The sequence below is a fragment of the Priestia sp. P5 genome (genome assembly GCF_029522155.1).
Classification (GTDB): domain Bacteria; phylum Bacillota; class Bacilli; order Bacillales; family Bacillaceae_H; genus Priestia; species Priestia megaterium_E.
Map to the genome: position 1 here is coordinate 36151 of NZ_JAKWFJ010000008.1, position 15970 is coordinate 52120.

Annotated in this window: 14 protein-coding genes and 1 rRNA gene; 14 read left to right on the forward strand and 1 reads right to left on the reverse strand. The window is 38.0% G+C overall.

Going from position 1 to position 15970, the window contains the following annotated elements; translation table 11 throughout:
• Positions 1 to 54: 54 nt before the first annotated feature.
• The gene (locus MMB69_RS26105; protein ID WP_277448685.1) at positions 55 to 1368 is read right to left on the reverse strand and encodes an APC family permease; all 1314 of its coding nucleotides are present in this window, start codon (positions 1366 to 1368) and stop codon (positions 55 to 57) included.
• Positions 1369 to 1689: 321 nt separating this feature from the next.
• On the opposite strand from MMB69_RS26105, the gene MMB69_RS26110 reads away from it, so the two are divergent.
• The 14 genes from MMB69_RS26110 to MMB69_RS26175 all read left to right on the forward strand — a co-directional run.
• Positions 1690 to 2235, forward strand: a complete 546-nt coding sequence (locus MMB69_RS26110) for a hypothetical protein (RefSeq protein ID WP_260507094.1) — start codon at positions 1690 to 1692, stop codon at positions 2233 to 2235.
• A 19-nt stretch (positions 2236 to 2254) separates the two neighbouring features.
• Complete coding sequence (locus MMB69_RS26115) at positions 2255 to 4480, forward strand: alpha-galactosidase (protein ID WP_221786150.1); 2226 nt, start codon at positions 2255 to 2257, stop codon at positions 4478 to 4480.
• A 144-nt stretch (positions 4481 to 4624) separates the two neighbouring features.
• The gene (gene bioB, locus MMB69_RS26120; protein WP_277448686.1) at positions 4625 to 5623 is read left to right on the forward strand and encodes a biotin synthase BioB; all 999 of its coding nucleotides are present in this window, start codon (positions 4625 to 4627) and stop codon (positions 5621 to 5623) included.
• Between the two features lie 245 nt (positions 5624 to 5868).
• A complete protein-coding gene (locus MMB69_RS26125; RefSeq protein WP_221786152.1) occupies positions 5869 to 6447 on the forward strand; it encodes a glycerol-3-phosphate responsive antiterminator in 579 nt (192 codons plus the stop codon).
• A gap of 20 nt (positions 6448 to 6467) precedes the next feature.
• Positions 6468 to 7583 carry an ABC transporter ATP-binding protein gene (locus MMB69_RS26130; RefSeq protein ID WP_028412675.1) on the forward strand — a complete coding sequence of 372 codons (1116 nt, stop codon included), beginning with the start codon at positions 6468 to 6470 and terminating at the stop codon, positions 7581 to 7583.
• Positions 7580 to 8515, forward strand: a complete 936-nt coding sequence (locus tag MMB69_RS26135) for a carbohydrate ABC transporter permease (protein ID WP_028412674.1) — start codon at positions 7580 to 7582, stop codon at positions 8513 to 8515. The genes MMB69_RS26130 and MMB69_RS26135 overlap by 4 nt, the downstream gene beginning before the upstream one ends.
• The gene (locus MMB69_RS26140; protein WP_033580861.1) at positions 8512 to 9324 is read left to right on the forward strand and encodes a carbohydrate ABC transporter permease; all 813 of its coding nucleotides are present in this window, start codon (positions 8512 to 8514) and stop codon (positions 9322 to 9324) included. Before MMB69_RS26135 ends, MMB69_RS26140 begins: the two co-directional genes overlap by 4 nt.
• A 13-nt stretch (positions 9325 to 9337) precedes the next feature.
• A complete protein-coding gene (locus tag MMB69_RS26145; RefSeq protein ID WP_277448687.1) occupies positions 9338 to 10678 on the forward strand; it encodes an ABC transporter substrate-binding protein in 1341 nt (446 codons plus the stop codon).
• 86 nt (positions 10679 to 10764) lie between these two features.
• On the forward strand, positions 10765 to 11502 hold the full coding sequence (locus tag MMB69_RS26150) for a glycerophosphodiester phosphodiesterase (protein ID WP_028412671.1): 738 nt from the start codon (positions 10765 to 10767) through the stop codon (positions 11500 to 11502).
• 223 nt (positions 11503 to 11725) lie between these two features.
• Positions 11726 to 12049: a DUF3870 domain-containing protein gene (locus MMB69_RS26155; RefSeq protein ID WP_074683974.1), complete on the forward strand. Its 324-nt coding sequence runs from the start codon at positions 11726 to 11728 to the stop codon at positions 12047 to 12049.
• A 93-nt stretch (positions 12050 to 12142) separates the two neighbouring features.
• Positions 12143 to 13309, forward strand: a complete 1167-nt coding sequence (locus MMB69_RS26160) for a DUF819 family protein (protein ID WP_277448688.1) — start codon at positions 12143 to 12145, stop codon at positions 13307 to 13309.
• Positions 13310 to 13368: 59 nt separating this feature from the next.
• Positions 13369 to 14442 (forward strand): dipeptide epimerase, encoded by a 1074-nt coding sequence (locus tag MMB69_RS26165; protein ID WP_277448689.1) that lies wholly within the window; start codon positions 13369 to 13371, stop codon positions 14440 to 14442.
• A gap of 32 nt (positions 14443 to 14474) precedes the next feature.
• A complete protein-coding gene (locus MMB69_RS26170) occupies positions 14475 to 15488 on the forward strand; it encodes a C40 family peptidase (RefSeq protein ID WP_277448690.1) in 1014 nt (337 codons plus the stop codon).
• A 375-nt stretch (positions 15489 to 15863) separates the two neighbouring features.
• Positions 15864 to 15970, forward strand: a 16S ribosomal RNA gene (locus MMB69_RS26175); the annotation flags it as partial.

Sequence of the window (15970 nt, forward strand, 5' to 3'; positions counted from 1 at the left end):
CGGATTTTTTCATTGGTATAGTAAATGCAGCTTTCATGTGTTAAGTCTATTTCCTTAATCAAAATGAAAAGTAGGAATGGTAATATTATTTTTTCGTCTGGCAATCAGTAAATAAATAATTCCGATTATACTCCATACAATACCGATAAATAAAGATGTTTTTTCTAAGTTAAGCCACATAAAAAATAAAAATAAACTGCCGAGTAAAGGCATAAGTACATATGAAATATATCCACTGAGAGATCGTTTGTTTTGTTGAATAAAATAATGGATAAAAACCGCTATGTTCACTGAACTGAACGCAATTAAAGCACCAAAATTAATTAAAGAGGTAGCTTTTTCAAGAGACAGACCTAGTGAAATTAAAGAGAGGCCACCAATAATCACTACGTTCCAAACAGGCGTCTTTGTTTTAGGGTGAATATAGCCAAAAATTCCCCGAGGCAGATAACCATCTTTCCCAATTGCATAGAGAAGTCTTGATGCACTCATATGTGAGACAAGTCCAGAAGCAATAGTTGAAGTCAAGGCCGCTGCTACAAAAATAGATTGAAAAAGCTGGCCGCCAATTTTATAAGCGATCTCCGCTGATGCACCTTCTAAATCATGAAACAAAGAGGCTGAAGGGAAAAGAAGCTGCGCAAAGTAAGAAACCGTGATAAATAAGGCGCCTCCCGTACACGCAATGATAAGAATCCCTTTAGGAATGGTTTTCTCAGGCTTAAGTGTTTCTTCGGCCATAGTGGTTACAGCATCAAATCCTAAAAAAGAAAAGCATAAAATAGCTGCTCCGTTTAATAACAGAGATATAGAGGCCGATTCACTTATAAACGGTTTAAATGATAGCTCTTGGCCTTGAGTTGTAGCACTTAAAATAATAAAGATAATAGCGACTAAAATTTGAAAAGCAACTAATAGCGTACCAAAAGAAACGGTTAAATGAACGCTGAAAATATTCATTATGGTCATGATGACAACAAAGCTGATAATCCATACGGCCTTTGGAACACCTGGAAACAGAGAGCTTAGGTAAATATTTGTCAAAAGTGCATTAATCATTGGCAGAAATAGATAATCAAGAAGAGCCGTCCATCCTACCAAAAAACCAATGCTTGGATTCATTACTTGCTGTGCGTATGTATAAGAGGAACCAGCTCCGGGAAAAGCTTTTACCATCTTTCCGTAACTAATGGCTGTAAATAAAATAGCAATCAACGTGAATGCATAAGCGCCTGAAACATGTCCATCTGTTGATTCAGTTACAATGCCAAATGTATCAAAAACGGCCATAGGTGCCATGTAGCCTAACCCTATCACAACAATATGCCATAATTTTAGTTGTTTAAGAAGAGAAGGTTCATGATTCATATTTGTCATCCTTTCTGTGTATAATCATTCTGCATTATTTATTATTATACTATATTATTAGGTTTGTCATCTTTTTTTGAAAAAGAAGAGAAAATTGCGCGCTAAGAGATAAAGAGCATTTAATTGATTACTAGATAAAGCAAAAAAATGCTCTTTTTCACTTTGATTTTTACCATTGAGCCTAGAAAGTATTTTACATAAAATGAAAGAAAGTAAAAAAAGCTTCGTTTAGGGTGATCTACTTGTAATAAATACGAGAACAAATTTTTGAATGCGGTTACATTTTGTTGGTGTACAAAGTTAAGAATGATGGTGAAGGAGATGAAGGAAGTGATTGCTACACCCTATATAAACTTGGAGATAAACAAGGAACCAGGTGTGCATGTCGTATTGGATGAAACAAAAAAAGATGGTGTTTACTTTATTAAATTAACGGTCAAGTCGGTTAAAAAAAGAATTCTTCCAAAAATGAAATTAAAATGGAGCGTTCCATTGTTAGATATCCAACTATATAAATCTTTACAAACTAGTAAGGGCGATGTGAATGCCTCTTTTGTTCATTGTTTTATGAATAAGAATGGTTCTAACCGCTACACCATTGCATGTTCAGATATACGCCATCCTATTCTGTGTGCTCCCAATTGGAAAGACATGTGTCTAGATGTAGAACTGACCTTATTTAGTGAAAGCACTTGGTCTCTTCATAGCTATGAAACTGAACTGCGAATAGATACAAGAATGCTTGAAACAGAAGAGTTATTTAAAGATTTAGCGAAATGGTATGAGAGAACAGAGATTAATTTAGCATCTGCCTTTGAGCATGCAACGGCAATAGATGAAAAAGGAAATGTCTCGTTAGATATTTGATGGTAAGGAGAGGAATAAAGTGGGAATCTTATTTAATGAAGGTACAAAGGAATTTCACCTGCAGGGACGCGATGTAAGTTATATCTTTTCAGTGTTGAGAAACGGGCAGCTTGGTCACTTGTACTATGGAAAGAAGCTTAAGCACCGTTCATCTTTTCAGCATTTTTTACGTGTAGAAACAAGAGGAGCTAGCGCTTCAGTATATGAAGGAGAACTAGCATTTTCTCTTGAAACAATTAAACAAGAGTATCCTTCTTATGGAACAACAGACTTCAGAGAGCCAGCCTATCAACTTCTTCAGCAAAACGGAAGCCGAATCACGAATTTTGAATACGATAACCATAAAATTTACAAAGGCAAGAAGCCATTGAACGGCTTACCTGCTACATATGTAGAAGAAGAAAGTGAAGCCACAAGTGTAGAAGTTGAACTGATTGATAAATTGCTCAATGCATCACTTATTTTAACGTATACCGTTTACGAAGACCGAAATATTATTACGCGTCACGCACGATTTGAGCATAGAGGAGAAGAAGCAGTCGATATTTTGCGTATCATGAGCGGCAGCATTGATTTGCCTACATCAAATTATGAGATGGTTCAGCTTTCCGGTGCGTGGATTCGAGAAAGACACGTGAAAACACGAATGCTTCAGCCTGGTATTCAAAGTATTTCTAGTGCGAGAGGTACAAGCAGCAGTCAGCAAAACCCATTTTTAATTTTAAAGAATCCAGCTGCAACTGAACATAGTGGAGAAGCGTATGGTTTTAGTCTTGTATACAGCGGAAACTTTCTTGGACAAGTGGAAGTAGATCATTATAATGTATCAAGAATAACGATGGGCATTCATCCTTTTGATTTTCAGTGGCGACTAGAAAGTGGACAAACTTTTCAATCACCAGAACTAGTACTGGCTTATTCAAATAGCGGTCTAAACGGACTTAGCCAAGAGTATCATGAGCTTTATCGCAAGCGTCTCGCTAGAGGAAAATGGCGGGATTTGGAGCGCCCGGTTTTAATTAATAACTGGGAAGCGACGTATTTTGATTTTAACGAAGAGAAAATTGTACATATTGCCAAAGAAGCACAAAAGCTAGGCGTTGAACTTTTTGTATTGGATGACGGCTGGTTCGGTAAACGTAATGATGATACAACTTCTCTTGGAGACTGGTTTGTAGACAAAAATAAGCTTCCGGGCGGTATGAAGTCATTGGCTCAAAAAGTAACGGATTTAGGCATGGAGTTTGGATTATGGTTTGAACCTGAAATGATTTCAAAGCAAAGCAACTTGTATGAACAGCATCCAGATTGGTTGATTCATGTACCAAATCGTCATCAGTCTCATGGACGAAATCAATACGTGCTTGATTTTTCACGAGAAGAAGTAGTGAATTATATTTATGAACGAATGGAAGCTATTTTAAGTGAAGCACCTATCTCTTATATAAAATGGGATATGAATCGAAATATAACGGAGATTGGATCTGTTGGGCTGCCTGCGAATCGCCAGTTTGAAGTAGTGCATCGCTATATTTTAGGTGTGTATGATTTGTATGAGCGACTAACAAAGAAGTTCCCGGATATTTTATTTGAATCATGTGCAAGCGGAGGCGCTAGATTTGATCCGGGAATGCTTTATTATGCTCCTCAAGCCTGGACGAGCGATAACACGGACGCGATTGAACGTCTAAAGATTCAGTACGGCACGTCTTTTGCCTATCCAATCAGTTCAATGGGAGCACACGTATCAGCCGTACCAAATCATCAAGTACGCAGAGTAACAAGTCTGGAAACAAGAGGAGACGTTGCGTATTTTGGCGCATTTGGTTATGAGCTAGATGTTACGCTGATGACAGAAGATGAAAAAGAAACGGTAAAAAAACAAATTCGTTATTATAAAAAACACCGCTCTCTTATTCAAAATGGTACATTCTATCGTTTAAAAAGTCCGTTTGAACAAGATGGGAATGTGACGAGCTGGATGATTGTTTCAACCGATCAAAAACAGGCAATCATCGGTTATTATCAAGTATTGACTAGACCAAATCCTTCTTATGAACGCATCGAGCTAAAAGGGCTTCATCCTGATTATGAATATACCGTGATGGAAACAGACCAAACAGCTTATGGAGATGAGCTCATGTATGCAGGAATTGCTCTAAATCATGAATATCCGGGTGTTGAAGCCTATGATGAAAAATCGGGAGACTTTGTATCGGTTATTTACACACTGCAAGCTCAATAAGCAAGAAGCCACTTCAGTATCAAAGAAGTGGCTTTTTTAGTTAACTATTAATTAAGTAGTGTTGACATAAAAGGTGTAGCAATGGTAACTTTTAGTTATAATTGTAAACTTTTTATGTTTATGAGTTTACTAAATGGAGGGGAATTGATGGAAACAACAAGTTTAAGAGATTGGAAAGCACTTGCTCAGTCTATTATTAAAGGAAAAGAAATTACATATAACGAAGCGCTTCAACTTCTTCATGTACCGGATGAAGAAGTGTTAGAGGTCATGAATGCCGCCTACTTAATTCGTCATCATCATTATGGAAAAAAAGTAAAGCTCAATATGATTATTAATACTAAATCGGGTTTATGCCCAGAAGACTGTGGATATTGTTCGCAGTCAATTGTATCAGAAGCGCCGATTGATAAGTATGCGTGGTTAACAAAAGAGAAAATTGTAGAAGGTGCTTTTGAAGCTCAAAAAAGAAAAGCAGGTACATATTGTATCGTGGCGTCAGGCCGTCGTCCTACTGATAAAGAAGTAGCGCACGTAGTGGGAGCGGTAAAAGAAATTCGTCAAAAGACAGACTTGAAAATCTGTGCCTGTCTAGGCTTTTTAACAGATGATCAAGCACACGAACTAGTTGAGGCGGGTGTTCATCGCTATAATCATAATTTAAATACTCACGCTGATAACTACGACGATATTTGTTCTACGCATGGCTATGAAGATCGAGTCGATACGGTTACTACATCTAAAAAAGCAGGTTTGTCACCTTGTTCCGGTGCGATTTTTGGAATGGGCGAGACAAATGAACAAGCCGTTGAATTAGCTTTTCAAATTAAAAAGTTAGATGCAGATTCTATTCCATGCAACTTTCTTGTTGCCGTTCCAGGAACGCCTCTAGAAGACAAAAAGGCGTTAAAGCCAATGCAATGCTTAAAGCTGTTAGCGATGATGCGTTTTGTAAATCCAGCCAAAGAAATTCGAATTTCAGGAGGCAGAGAAGTTAACCTTAGATCACTTCAGCCGCTTGGTTTGTTTGCTGCAAATTCAATTTTTGTAGGCGATTATTTAACGACTCAAGGTCAAGAACCTACAGCTGACTGGGGATTAATTGAAGATTTAGGATTTGAAATCGAAGAATGTGCACTGTGAAGCCGTTGAGAAATCAACGGCTTTTTTTTATCTTCAGCAGATTTACAGGAACTATACGTTTACTTTACAAAACTCAACAGCTTCTTTATATTGCCTTCACAAATAACCATTATTATAAAACATGTGAACGATAAGTGAATAGTTACTAAGGTTATGAAATTGAGAAACCACAAAAAACAATAGGTCTATATAAACATCCTATGCGTTTTTTGTGGTTTTTTTATAAATGAAAGGAAGGAATCGTTTTGAATAAGGAAGCAGATTTCTTACAACAGCTTGGACAAGATCGTTTAATTGCATCCATTAAAAGTCCGAAAAATTTAGAGCAATTTTTAGAAACAGAGATCCAGGCCGCCTTTTTATTAACGGGCAATATTAGTGTAATTAAACGCTATGTAGATTTACTCAAACAGCATAATCGAATGGTTTTCTTACACATTGAAAAAATTCCGGGAATTAGCTATGACCGGGAAGGGCTTAAATTTCTCGCTAAGTTTGTAAAGCCCACAGGTATCGTAACCACTAAAAGTTCACTCATTAATTACGCAAAACAGGAAGGGCTGGTTGCTATTCAGCGGCTATTTTTAGTGGATACAGACGCAGTAGCACAAGGGTTAAAAACTGTTCAAAATATTAAACCGGATGCATTAGAACTAATGCCAGGGTTGATTCCGGAGATGATAGAGAAAATCGTTAAAAAAACAAGTATCCCTATTATTACAGGTGGACTCATTCAAAATGAAAGCCATATCCAAGCTGCTTTAAAAGCAGGGGCTACGGCAGTTTCTACAGGGAAATCATGGCTGTGGAAAAAATATGAATGAGCGAGAAAGGAGCATTTTTAATGAAAAAAGTAGAGTTAGTTAACGTTGGAAAGTCATATGATCAAAAAACAAATGTCATTCAAGATATTAACGTCACAATTGAACCTGGAGAATTCTTCGTATTAGTAGGTCCTTCAGGATGCGGGAAAAGTACAATGCTGCGAATGATTGCCGGATTAGAAGAAGTCACGCAGGGAGAGTTGCTAATTGGAGATGTAAAAGCAAATAAACTGCTTCCAAGTCAGCGCGATTTGTCCATGGTGTTTCAAAACTATGCTTTATATCCGCATTTGACAGTAGAACAAAATATTCTTTTTGGTCTGCATACAAAGAAGATTTCAAAGCAAGAACAGCACAAGCGCTGCAGGGAAGCAGCAGAAATGCTTGGTTTAAGTGAATATTTAAAACGAAAGCCTAGACAGCTTTCGGGAGGACAGCGTCAGCGTGTAGCACTCGCACGTGCTATAGTTACTCATTCACCTATTTGCCTGATGGATGAGCCGTTATCCAACTTGGATGCGAAGCTGCGAGCAAAGATGAGATCAGAAATTCGCCAGATTCAGCGTAAGTTAGGTATTACGATGATTTATGTCACGCATGATCAAACGGAAGCGATGACGATGGCGGATCGAATGATGATTTTAAATGGAGGTAATATTCAGCAGGTTGGGCGTCCGCTCGATATTTACAATGCACCGGCAAACACGTTCGTAGCGTCGTTTATAGGTTCTCCCCCTATGAACTTATCAAACGTTTCTATAGAAAATAACTTACTCGTTTTTGAAGATAGAAGAGCTATTTCTATGAGTGCATCATACAACAACCTTAGCGGTAAAAAGGAAGTTGTGGTTGGAGTAAGACCTGAGCACGTTCAGCTTGCGACAAACGACAACACCAGCTTTATCGTAGAGGTAGATAATGTCGAAATTCTAGGAACGGAAACACTGCTTACATTTCAAATGGGAGACAAACAGTGGATGGCTAAGTGGAACGGTCAATGGAATATAAAAGTGGGAGAGCGCGTCCCTATTTTTATCGATCCAAAACACCTGTTTTTATTTGATAGTGATACAGGTTCATGCTTGCACTATGAACCATCAACGGAAGATTTAACTGTAAAGGGGGCATTTGTATGAGTGCTGTTACCAAAACAGCAAACTCGCCTGTTTCTGTTTCATCAAATCCACAAGAAAAGAAGTCAATGCCTAACCTATTGGTAGGATTATCTTACTTGCTGCCATCATTATTGTTATTTGGTGTATTTCTTTTCTACCCAATGATTAAGACCTTATATTTAAGTCTTTTTATTACAGACACACAGGGAAATCCCTTGAAATTTGTAGGATTACAAAATTTCTTTTATCTATTTACAGATCCAAACTTTTTACAAAGTATGAAAGCCACTTTTTTATTTGTACTATACACGGTGCCTATTGGCTTAATTATTGCATTATTCCTAGCGCTAATCGCAAATGAAAAGCTAAAAGGAATTGGTTTTTTCAGAACAATGTTTTCATCTACGATGGGAATGAGCGTAGCGGCTTCTTCTGTAATTTGGATGTTTATGTATAACCCGACAATCGGTGTTATTAATAAAGTATTAAATCTTGTAGGCATTCATGATGTGCAGTGGTTATTAGATCCTAAGTATGCGCTGATTGCTGTGTCCATCTCTACGATTTGGATGAACATTGGTTTTACCTTTTTAATTTTACTTGGCGGGTTACAAAATATTGATGAAAAGCTGTATGAAAACGCGCGTATTGCTGGAGTTAGCTATTGGTATCAGCTCCGTAAAATTACGCTTCCTATGCTTTCGCCAACGCTGTTTTTTATTATCACCGTTTCGTTTATTAACGCGTTTCAAACGTTTGGACAAATTGACATTTTAACAAAAGGCGGGCCTACAGATTCCACAAATGTCATTGTTTATTCAATCTACAAAGATGCATTTGTAAACTATAATGTTGGCTCTGCAAGTGCTCAAGCTACAATTTTGTTTTTCTGTATTCTACTGGTTACGGCTCTTCAATTTAAGCTTGGAGAAAGGAAGGTACATTATCAATGAGCATCACGAGAAAATGGACAACTTATTTGTTACTCATTGCAGCTACTTTAGTATTGATGTTTCCTATTCTATACGCTTTTTCCATTAGTTTTATGAGTGGAGCGGAAGTGTTGGAAGGGAAGATTTGGCCATCATCTTTTTCATTTGAAAACTATCGGGATGCTTTTGAAAAAGTTCCGCTGCTTCATTATTTAATTAACAGTTTTGCTGTATCTATTTTTGTCATGGCCGGGCAGCTGTTAGTTTCAAGTTTGGCTGCTTTTGCATTTGTATTTATTAAATTTAAAGGAAGAGATACTATTTTCTTTCTCTTTATTTCTACGATGATGATTCCATGGGAAGCAACGATGGTTCCTAACTTTTTAACAGCACAAAAGCTAGGCTGGATTAATAACTATTTGGGATTAACAATTCCTTTTTTCGCCTTAGCATTTGGAACATTTTTATTGCGCCAACAGTTTAAAACCATTCCGGGCGAGCTGTATGAAGCTTCTCAAGTCGCAGGGATCAGCCGCTTCCGTTTCTTTTGGAATGTTGTGCTTCCTGTTTCTAAAACAAGTCTAGTTACGCTTGGCGTATATAGCTTTTTAACAACATGGAATATGTATTTATGGCCACTGTTAGTGACAAATACAGAGGATGTTCGTACCGTTCAGATTGGTTTAAAACAAATGCAAACGCAGGAGATTTCAACTGATTGGGGAGTGGTTATGGCTGCTGTCGTGGTTGTTATTATACCGACATTATTACTATTATTCCTAGGTCAAAAACGTCTTCAAAAAGGATTAACACAAGGTGCAATTAAATAGGAGAGTGAATGTGATGAAAAAGATATTGGCTATCGTAACGGCATGCTTGCTGGTCATTCTAGGCGCTTGCTCAAACTCAACTGGTTCTTCGGAAGCGCAAGAAACTAAAAAAACAGCATCAGGTAAAACAGAAGTCGTTTTTTGGCACGCCATGAGCGGTGACCTTGAAAAATCACTCAATAAAATAGTCGATGAGTACAATAAATCTCAGGATAAAGTTGAAGTAAAGCCCGTTTTCCAAGGAACGTATGAGGAAGCACAAACAAAATTTAATACGGTAGCAGGAACTAAAGATGCACCTGCTATCATGCAAACGTTCGAAGTAGGAACGAAATTCATGATAGACAGCGGCAAGGTTCAGCCTGTTCAAAAATTTATTGATGAAGACCACTACGATACTTCACAGTGGGAGAAAAATATTTCAAGCTATTACCAAGTAGATGGAAAGCAATATTCAATGCCGTTTAACTCTTCAACACCTGTGTTAGTTTACAACAAAGATGCCTTTAAAAAAGCAGGGTTAGATCCTGAAAATCCACCAAAAACGTATGATGAATTAAAGGCAGCTGCAAAGAAACTAACAGAGAAACAAGGAAATAAAACATCACAATACGGTTTTTCAATTCTAAATTACGGATGGTTCTTTGAAGAGCTAGTTGCTTCTCAAGGCGGTTTGTATGTAGATCACGAAAACGGCCGTAAAGGGGATGCCGAGAAGGCAGTATTTAATGGAAAAGAAGGACAAAACGCATTTAATTTAATCAATGATATGTACAAAGAAGGTACCTTCTACAATGTAGGGCAAAACTGGGATGATATGCGCGCAGCATTTCAATCTAAAAAAATTGCAATGTTTTTAGATTCATCAGCAGGTATTAAAACATTAGTAGACAATGCTCCATTTGATGTGGGTGTATCAGATCTTCCTGTGCCAAAAGAAGAGGATCGCCAAGGAGTAGCTATCGGGGGAGCATCTTTATGGATGTCTAAAGGAATTAGTGATGAAACATCTAAAGCGGCGTGGGACTTCATGAAATATTTAGCAACACCAGAAGTTCAGGCAAAATGGCACGTGGAAAGTGGCTATTTTGCGGTTAATCCTAAAGCATATGATCAAGAAATCGTAAAGAAAGAATGGAAAAAATATCCTCAACTAAAAGTGACGGTTGATCAGCTTCATAAAACTAAATCAACTTCGGCAACACAAGGCGCTTTAATTTCGGTATTTCCGGAATCACGCCAAAAGGTAGTAACAGGAATGGAAAGCCTGTACCAGGGAGTAAAGCCGAAACAAGCACTTGATCAAGCAGCAAAAGAAACGAATAGAGCATTAGAAGTAGCCAATCAAAAATAACGTATGATTACGAAGCTCGTCTTTCAAGTTATTTTGAGGACGAGCTTTTTATTTAGTGAATGACTAGTTAGGGGAGATAGAGGACAATGAATAATTCAATTGATCTTTATGCGCATCGCGGCTTTAGCGGACGATATCCTGAAAATACAATGATTGCATTTGAAGAAGCTAGAAAAATGCGAGTTTCAGGTATTGAATTGGATGTACAACTAACCAAAGACGGAGAAATAGTAGTGATTCACGATGAACGAATTGACAGAACGACGAATGGAATGGGATATGTTCAAGAATTTTCATATAAACAGCTGCGGTTATTCGATGCTGGAAGCTGGTATGATTCTCGTTTTTCTAAACAATCAATTCCCACGTTAATAGAAGTGTTTGAGTGGATGATGGACAAAAAGACAGAAATGACCGTGAACATTGAATTAAAAAATGACCAAATTTACTATCCAAAACTTGAGGAAAAAGTTCTTCGTCTAATCGATGAGTTTGATTTAGAAGATCAAGTTATTTTGTCATCTTTTAACTATGATAGCTTGGCTAAAGTGAGATCTCTCCATTCATATATCCCAACAGGATTTTTATTTGAAGGGGTGAGTGAAGATGCGATTGGAAAAGCAAAATCGATAGGTGCGCACCTGCACTGTGATATGTCGTTTGCTCTTTCTTCGTACGGGAAAAAAGCAAAGCAAGAAGGATTAGACTTACGAGTATATACAATTAATGAACTGAATGACTTTTTGAAGCTCCAGCAGGCTTCAGTAAAAGTAGTGATGACAGATTACCCTAACCGTTTTTCCTCTACAATGTTCAAAGGATGACGCAGAAAGGCCGTATGTATTCGTACGGCCTTTTTTATAGGGTAAATATTATTTTATTCTGAATAGTATAAAATTTATATTGTGAAATTGTTTTATAGATGATATATTGAGAGTAGATTATAATGTTCCTTATGAAAGCGAATACATGTTGCGTAGCTCCGCAAATGTTCATTTGCCGGTCCCTAGCATCGTCTGTTATCTCTTTTAGGAGGAATAAAAAATCATGTATGATCAAGATACTATCTATATTATTGGAGATGCCAAAGCTCCTCAAAGCAATCCGATTACTAAAAAGTTCAATCAGTATTTTTTAGGATTGGTAGTTGATAAAACAAATGGAAAAATTATTGATGTGGAATGCTCAGCGACGATTGAGTTAACCGTTCGATTTGTTCAATCAATTTTTATTGGACGTCATATAAGTGATCCCACCCTTACAGACGACATTAACAGCCGCTACTTCGGGTCTTCCCAAAAAGCGCTGGTGGTAGCGTTTCATGATGCACAGAAAAAATATCAGCAAATAACAGCTGCTTTGTCTACATAGACCTAGACGAAATCCAGCCTGACGTTTTCAAACGTTGGGCTGGATTTTGTTTTGCATAAAAACATTTTCGGGGAGATGAAGGGGGAAGAATAAATGATTCAAGATGGATTTATGTATGTGAGTGTGTTAACTGCCTTTGCTGCGCTCATGGTAGGAATTGAAAAAAGATTTAAAGCCAATGGATTTTTTAAGTTTATTCCAGGTATTGTACTTATTTATATAGGAGCGGCTCTTATGCAAACGGCAGGATTATTTGGGGATAGCGAGTCAAATGCCGCCATGTATGCAGGCGTTAAAAATGCACTTCTTCCTGCTATGCTGATGCTTATGCTGTTAAAGTGTGATGTTCGAAGTGTAATTAAACTTGGTCCAAGAATGCTGGGAGGATTCATCGTTGCGGTTTTTAGTATAATGATAGGCTTTATCCTCGTCTATGCCATCTTTAAGAATTTCTATGTAGAGGATACGTGGAAAGCTTTTGGTGCTTTATCAGGAAGTTGGACCGGTGGGTCAGCTAACATGGTTGCCCTTCAAGGGATTTTGGATGTTCCAGAAAATATATTTGGCTACGCTCTTATGATGGATACGATTAACTATGCCGTATGGGTTATGCTTATGTTTTGGCTTGTACCATTTGCATCTAAATTTAATAAATGGACAAAAGCAGACGTCAGCTTTATTGAGAATAGTATAGATGAAGTCGCAGCAACATCTGAAAGCGAAAAAGAAGGCCCACAGTTTCAGCATCTTCTTTATTTGCTTGGGCTAGGTTTGTTCGTTTCGGCATTGTCTACATTTATCGGAGGGCGTTTGCCTGAAGTGGGAGCCGTTATTAATGCAACGAGCTGGACGATTATGATTGCTTCTGTCGTTGGTTTAGTGCTTGCTGTAACTCCAGCGGCAAAAATTCCAGGTACGCTCGATGTATCAAACGTTATGTTATACATCGTTGTAGCGTTAATTGCTTCTCAATCAGATTTTTCAAATTTAGCTCAGGCTCCTATTTACTTAGTATCTGGTTTTCTCATTATGTTCGTCCACTTAGTGATCATGCTGTTGCTAGCTAAACTATTTAAATATGATTTATTTACGCTCGGGGTAGCCAGTTTAGCTAATATTGGCGGAATGGCGTCTGCTCCAATGCTTGCAGCTGCTTATAACCGTGCACTGATTCCGGTAGGAGTCATTATGGCTCTGATGGGTTCCTTCTTAGGTACTTATTTTGGTATGATGATCGCCAAAATTTTAGGGGCGATCTAAGAATAAACCAAAATAGGTATAAAAGAATATGTGTGCTGAATCGAAAGGAAGCGATTGAAATGATAATTAAAGACATAACTGTAAAGCATCAAACCGTTCCACTGCTCGTTCCGTTTAAAACAGCGCTTCGAACAGCAACAGAGATAGACAGCATAAGTGTAGAGATTCAGTTAGAAAACGGAATAAAAGGAAAAGGAGCGGCTTCGCCAACATATGTTATTACAGGCGATTCTTTAGAAGGCATTCAAGCTGCACTTCAAGGACCTATTAAACTAGCGCTAATAGGGGAGGATATACGTCAGTTTCAAAAACTCTTAAAAAAAATTCAAAGCTGCTGTATTCACAATTCAAGTGCTAAAGCGGCTGCCGATATCGCTTTGCATGATGCTTATACAAAGTTTCTCAACATTCCTTTATATGCTTTCTTGGGCGATAAGCAGCCTATCTCTACGTGTATGACGATAAGTGTTGATAAACCTGAAAAAATGGCTGAAGACGCACAAAAAAGTGCAGCGGACGGATTTGACATTTTAAAAGTGAAGGTAGGTTCAATTCCTGAGCTAGACCTTGAGCGTATTAAACATATTCGATCTGTCATTCCGGATCATGTAAAACTTCGGTTGGATGCAAATCAAGGATGGACTCCAAAACAAGCAGTGCAATTAATTAATAAAATGGAAACTCTCAACTTTGGTATTGAATTGGTAGAACAGCCTGTCCCTGCTCATGATTGGGAAGGGTTAAAGTTTGTGACTGAACGAGTAAACGTACCCATTATGGCAGATGAGAGTCTATTTTCTGCCAAAGATGCATTAAGGCTTGTAAGCGGGCGGTACGTGGATCTTTTAAATATTAAGCTAATGAAGTGCGGAGGCATTAATGAAGCAAGAAAAATCGCGAGTATTGCCGAGGCGAACGGTGTTGCGTGTATGATTGGAAGTATGATGGAACCATCACTTTCCGTGGGAGCAGCTGCTCATCTGGCAGCCGCTCATCCAAATATCACGTATTTTGACTTAGATGCTCCTCTTTGGCTTTCAACTGAACTGGATGTGTTAAAGTACAGCGGTCAAGAGGTTTTCTTATCAGATCTTCCTGGAATAGGAGAAATCACCGTTCCTATCTCAAAATAAAAAGATAGTAATATAGTAGAAGGAGAGAGACGATGAATATAAAACTTTGGCTTTTGACGGCAACAACAGTTATTTTAGCTACATTTGGAGTCAGTGCAGTTCCTTCTGTTCATGCTTCTGAAGAAAAAGAAACTGCTTATATAGATGTCGCAGCAGCTACTCTTTGGACAGCACCAAACATCTTGCGTGAAGTGGACGCTCCGTCAGCTACTAATCCTGTAGATATGAAGAAGTGGACCACATCGATGAATTTGAAACAGAAGCAGCAGTTATCTAGTGACGGGATGCTTGAGACACAAGCGTTATATGGAAACAAAGTAACGGTTTTAGAGAGACAAGGAGATTGGGTCAAAGTAGCTGTAGACGGACAGCCTACTTCTCGAAATGAATTAGGATATCCCGGGTGGATGCCTACTAAACAATTAACCTATAGCAAAACGTACGAACAGTATGCAAAGAAGCCTTTTGTAATGGTGACGGCTCCGACTACTTATTTATATCATTCGCCTTCTTTGAAAAAGAAAGGCATTGAAGTTAGCTATAATACGCGCTTACCTCTTTTGGCAAAATCAAAGAGTGCATATAAAGTATTAAAACCAAATGGAAAGACAGCATGGGTTTCTGCAAAAGCAGGAAAAATCTACGCGTCTCAAAAAGATATTCCTGTACCAACTGGCACGGAGCTTGTTGAAAGCGGAAAGGCATTTTTAAATCTTCCATATTTATGGGCTGGCATGAGTGGTTTTGGATTTGACTGCTCTGGATTTACGTTTACGATGTACCAGTCCCATGGTATTACAATTCCACGTGACTCAGGCCCACAGTCTAGAGCAGGGAAACCAGTAGAGATGAACAATCTTCAACCCGGAGACTTATTATTCTTTGCCTATAACCAAGGAAAAGGAAGCGTCCACCATGTAGCAATGTATGCGGGAGATGGCATGATGATTCATTCGCCGAACTCCGAGCGGACAGTAGAGATTATTCCTTTAAACACGAAGGGGTATATTGAAGAGTATGCAGGTGCACGTCGTTATTTACCTTAATTAGTAAGATAAGAAAGAAGCTCTTTTTGTGAAGGGCTTCTTTTTTAATATAGGTATAAATAAAAATTAGAAAATTTAGATTATTTACGTTTAACTACTTCTCAGTAGGGGAAGAAGTAAAGTAAGAAAAAAAACATTTTTCTTCTCGAAACATATTGACTTTATGTGCAGGGCGTTATATTATTATAAGGCGTCGTTGAGACATAACAGTAACAACGAAGCTGAAAAAAGAATTTTAAAAAGTTGTTGACATTACGTCGGTAACTTGATAAGATAATAAAGTCGCTTAAGAGCGGCGGTTGAACTTTGAAAACTGAACAAAGCGACAAACGTCAACGTTAATTTTTATTTTTTAAAATGAGCAAGTCAAACATTTCTTCGGAGAGTTTGATCCTGGCTCAGGATGAACGCTGGCGGCGTGCCTAATACATGCAAGTCGAGCGAACTGATTAGAAGCTTGCTTCTATGACGTTAGCGGCGGA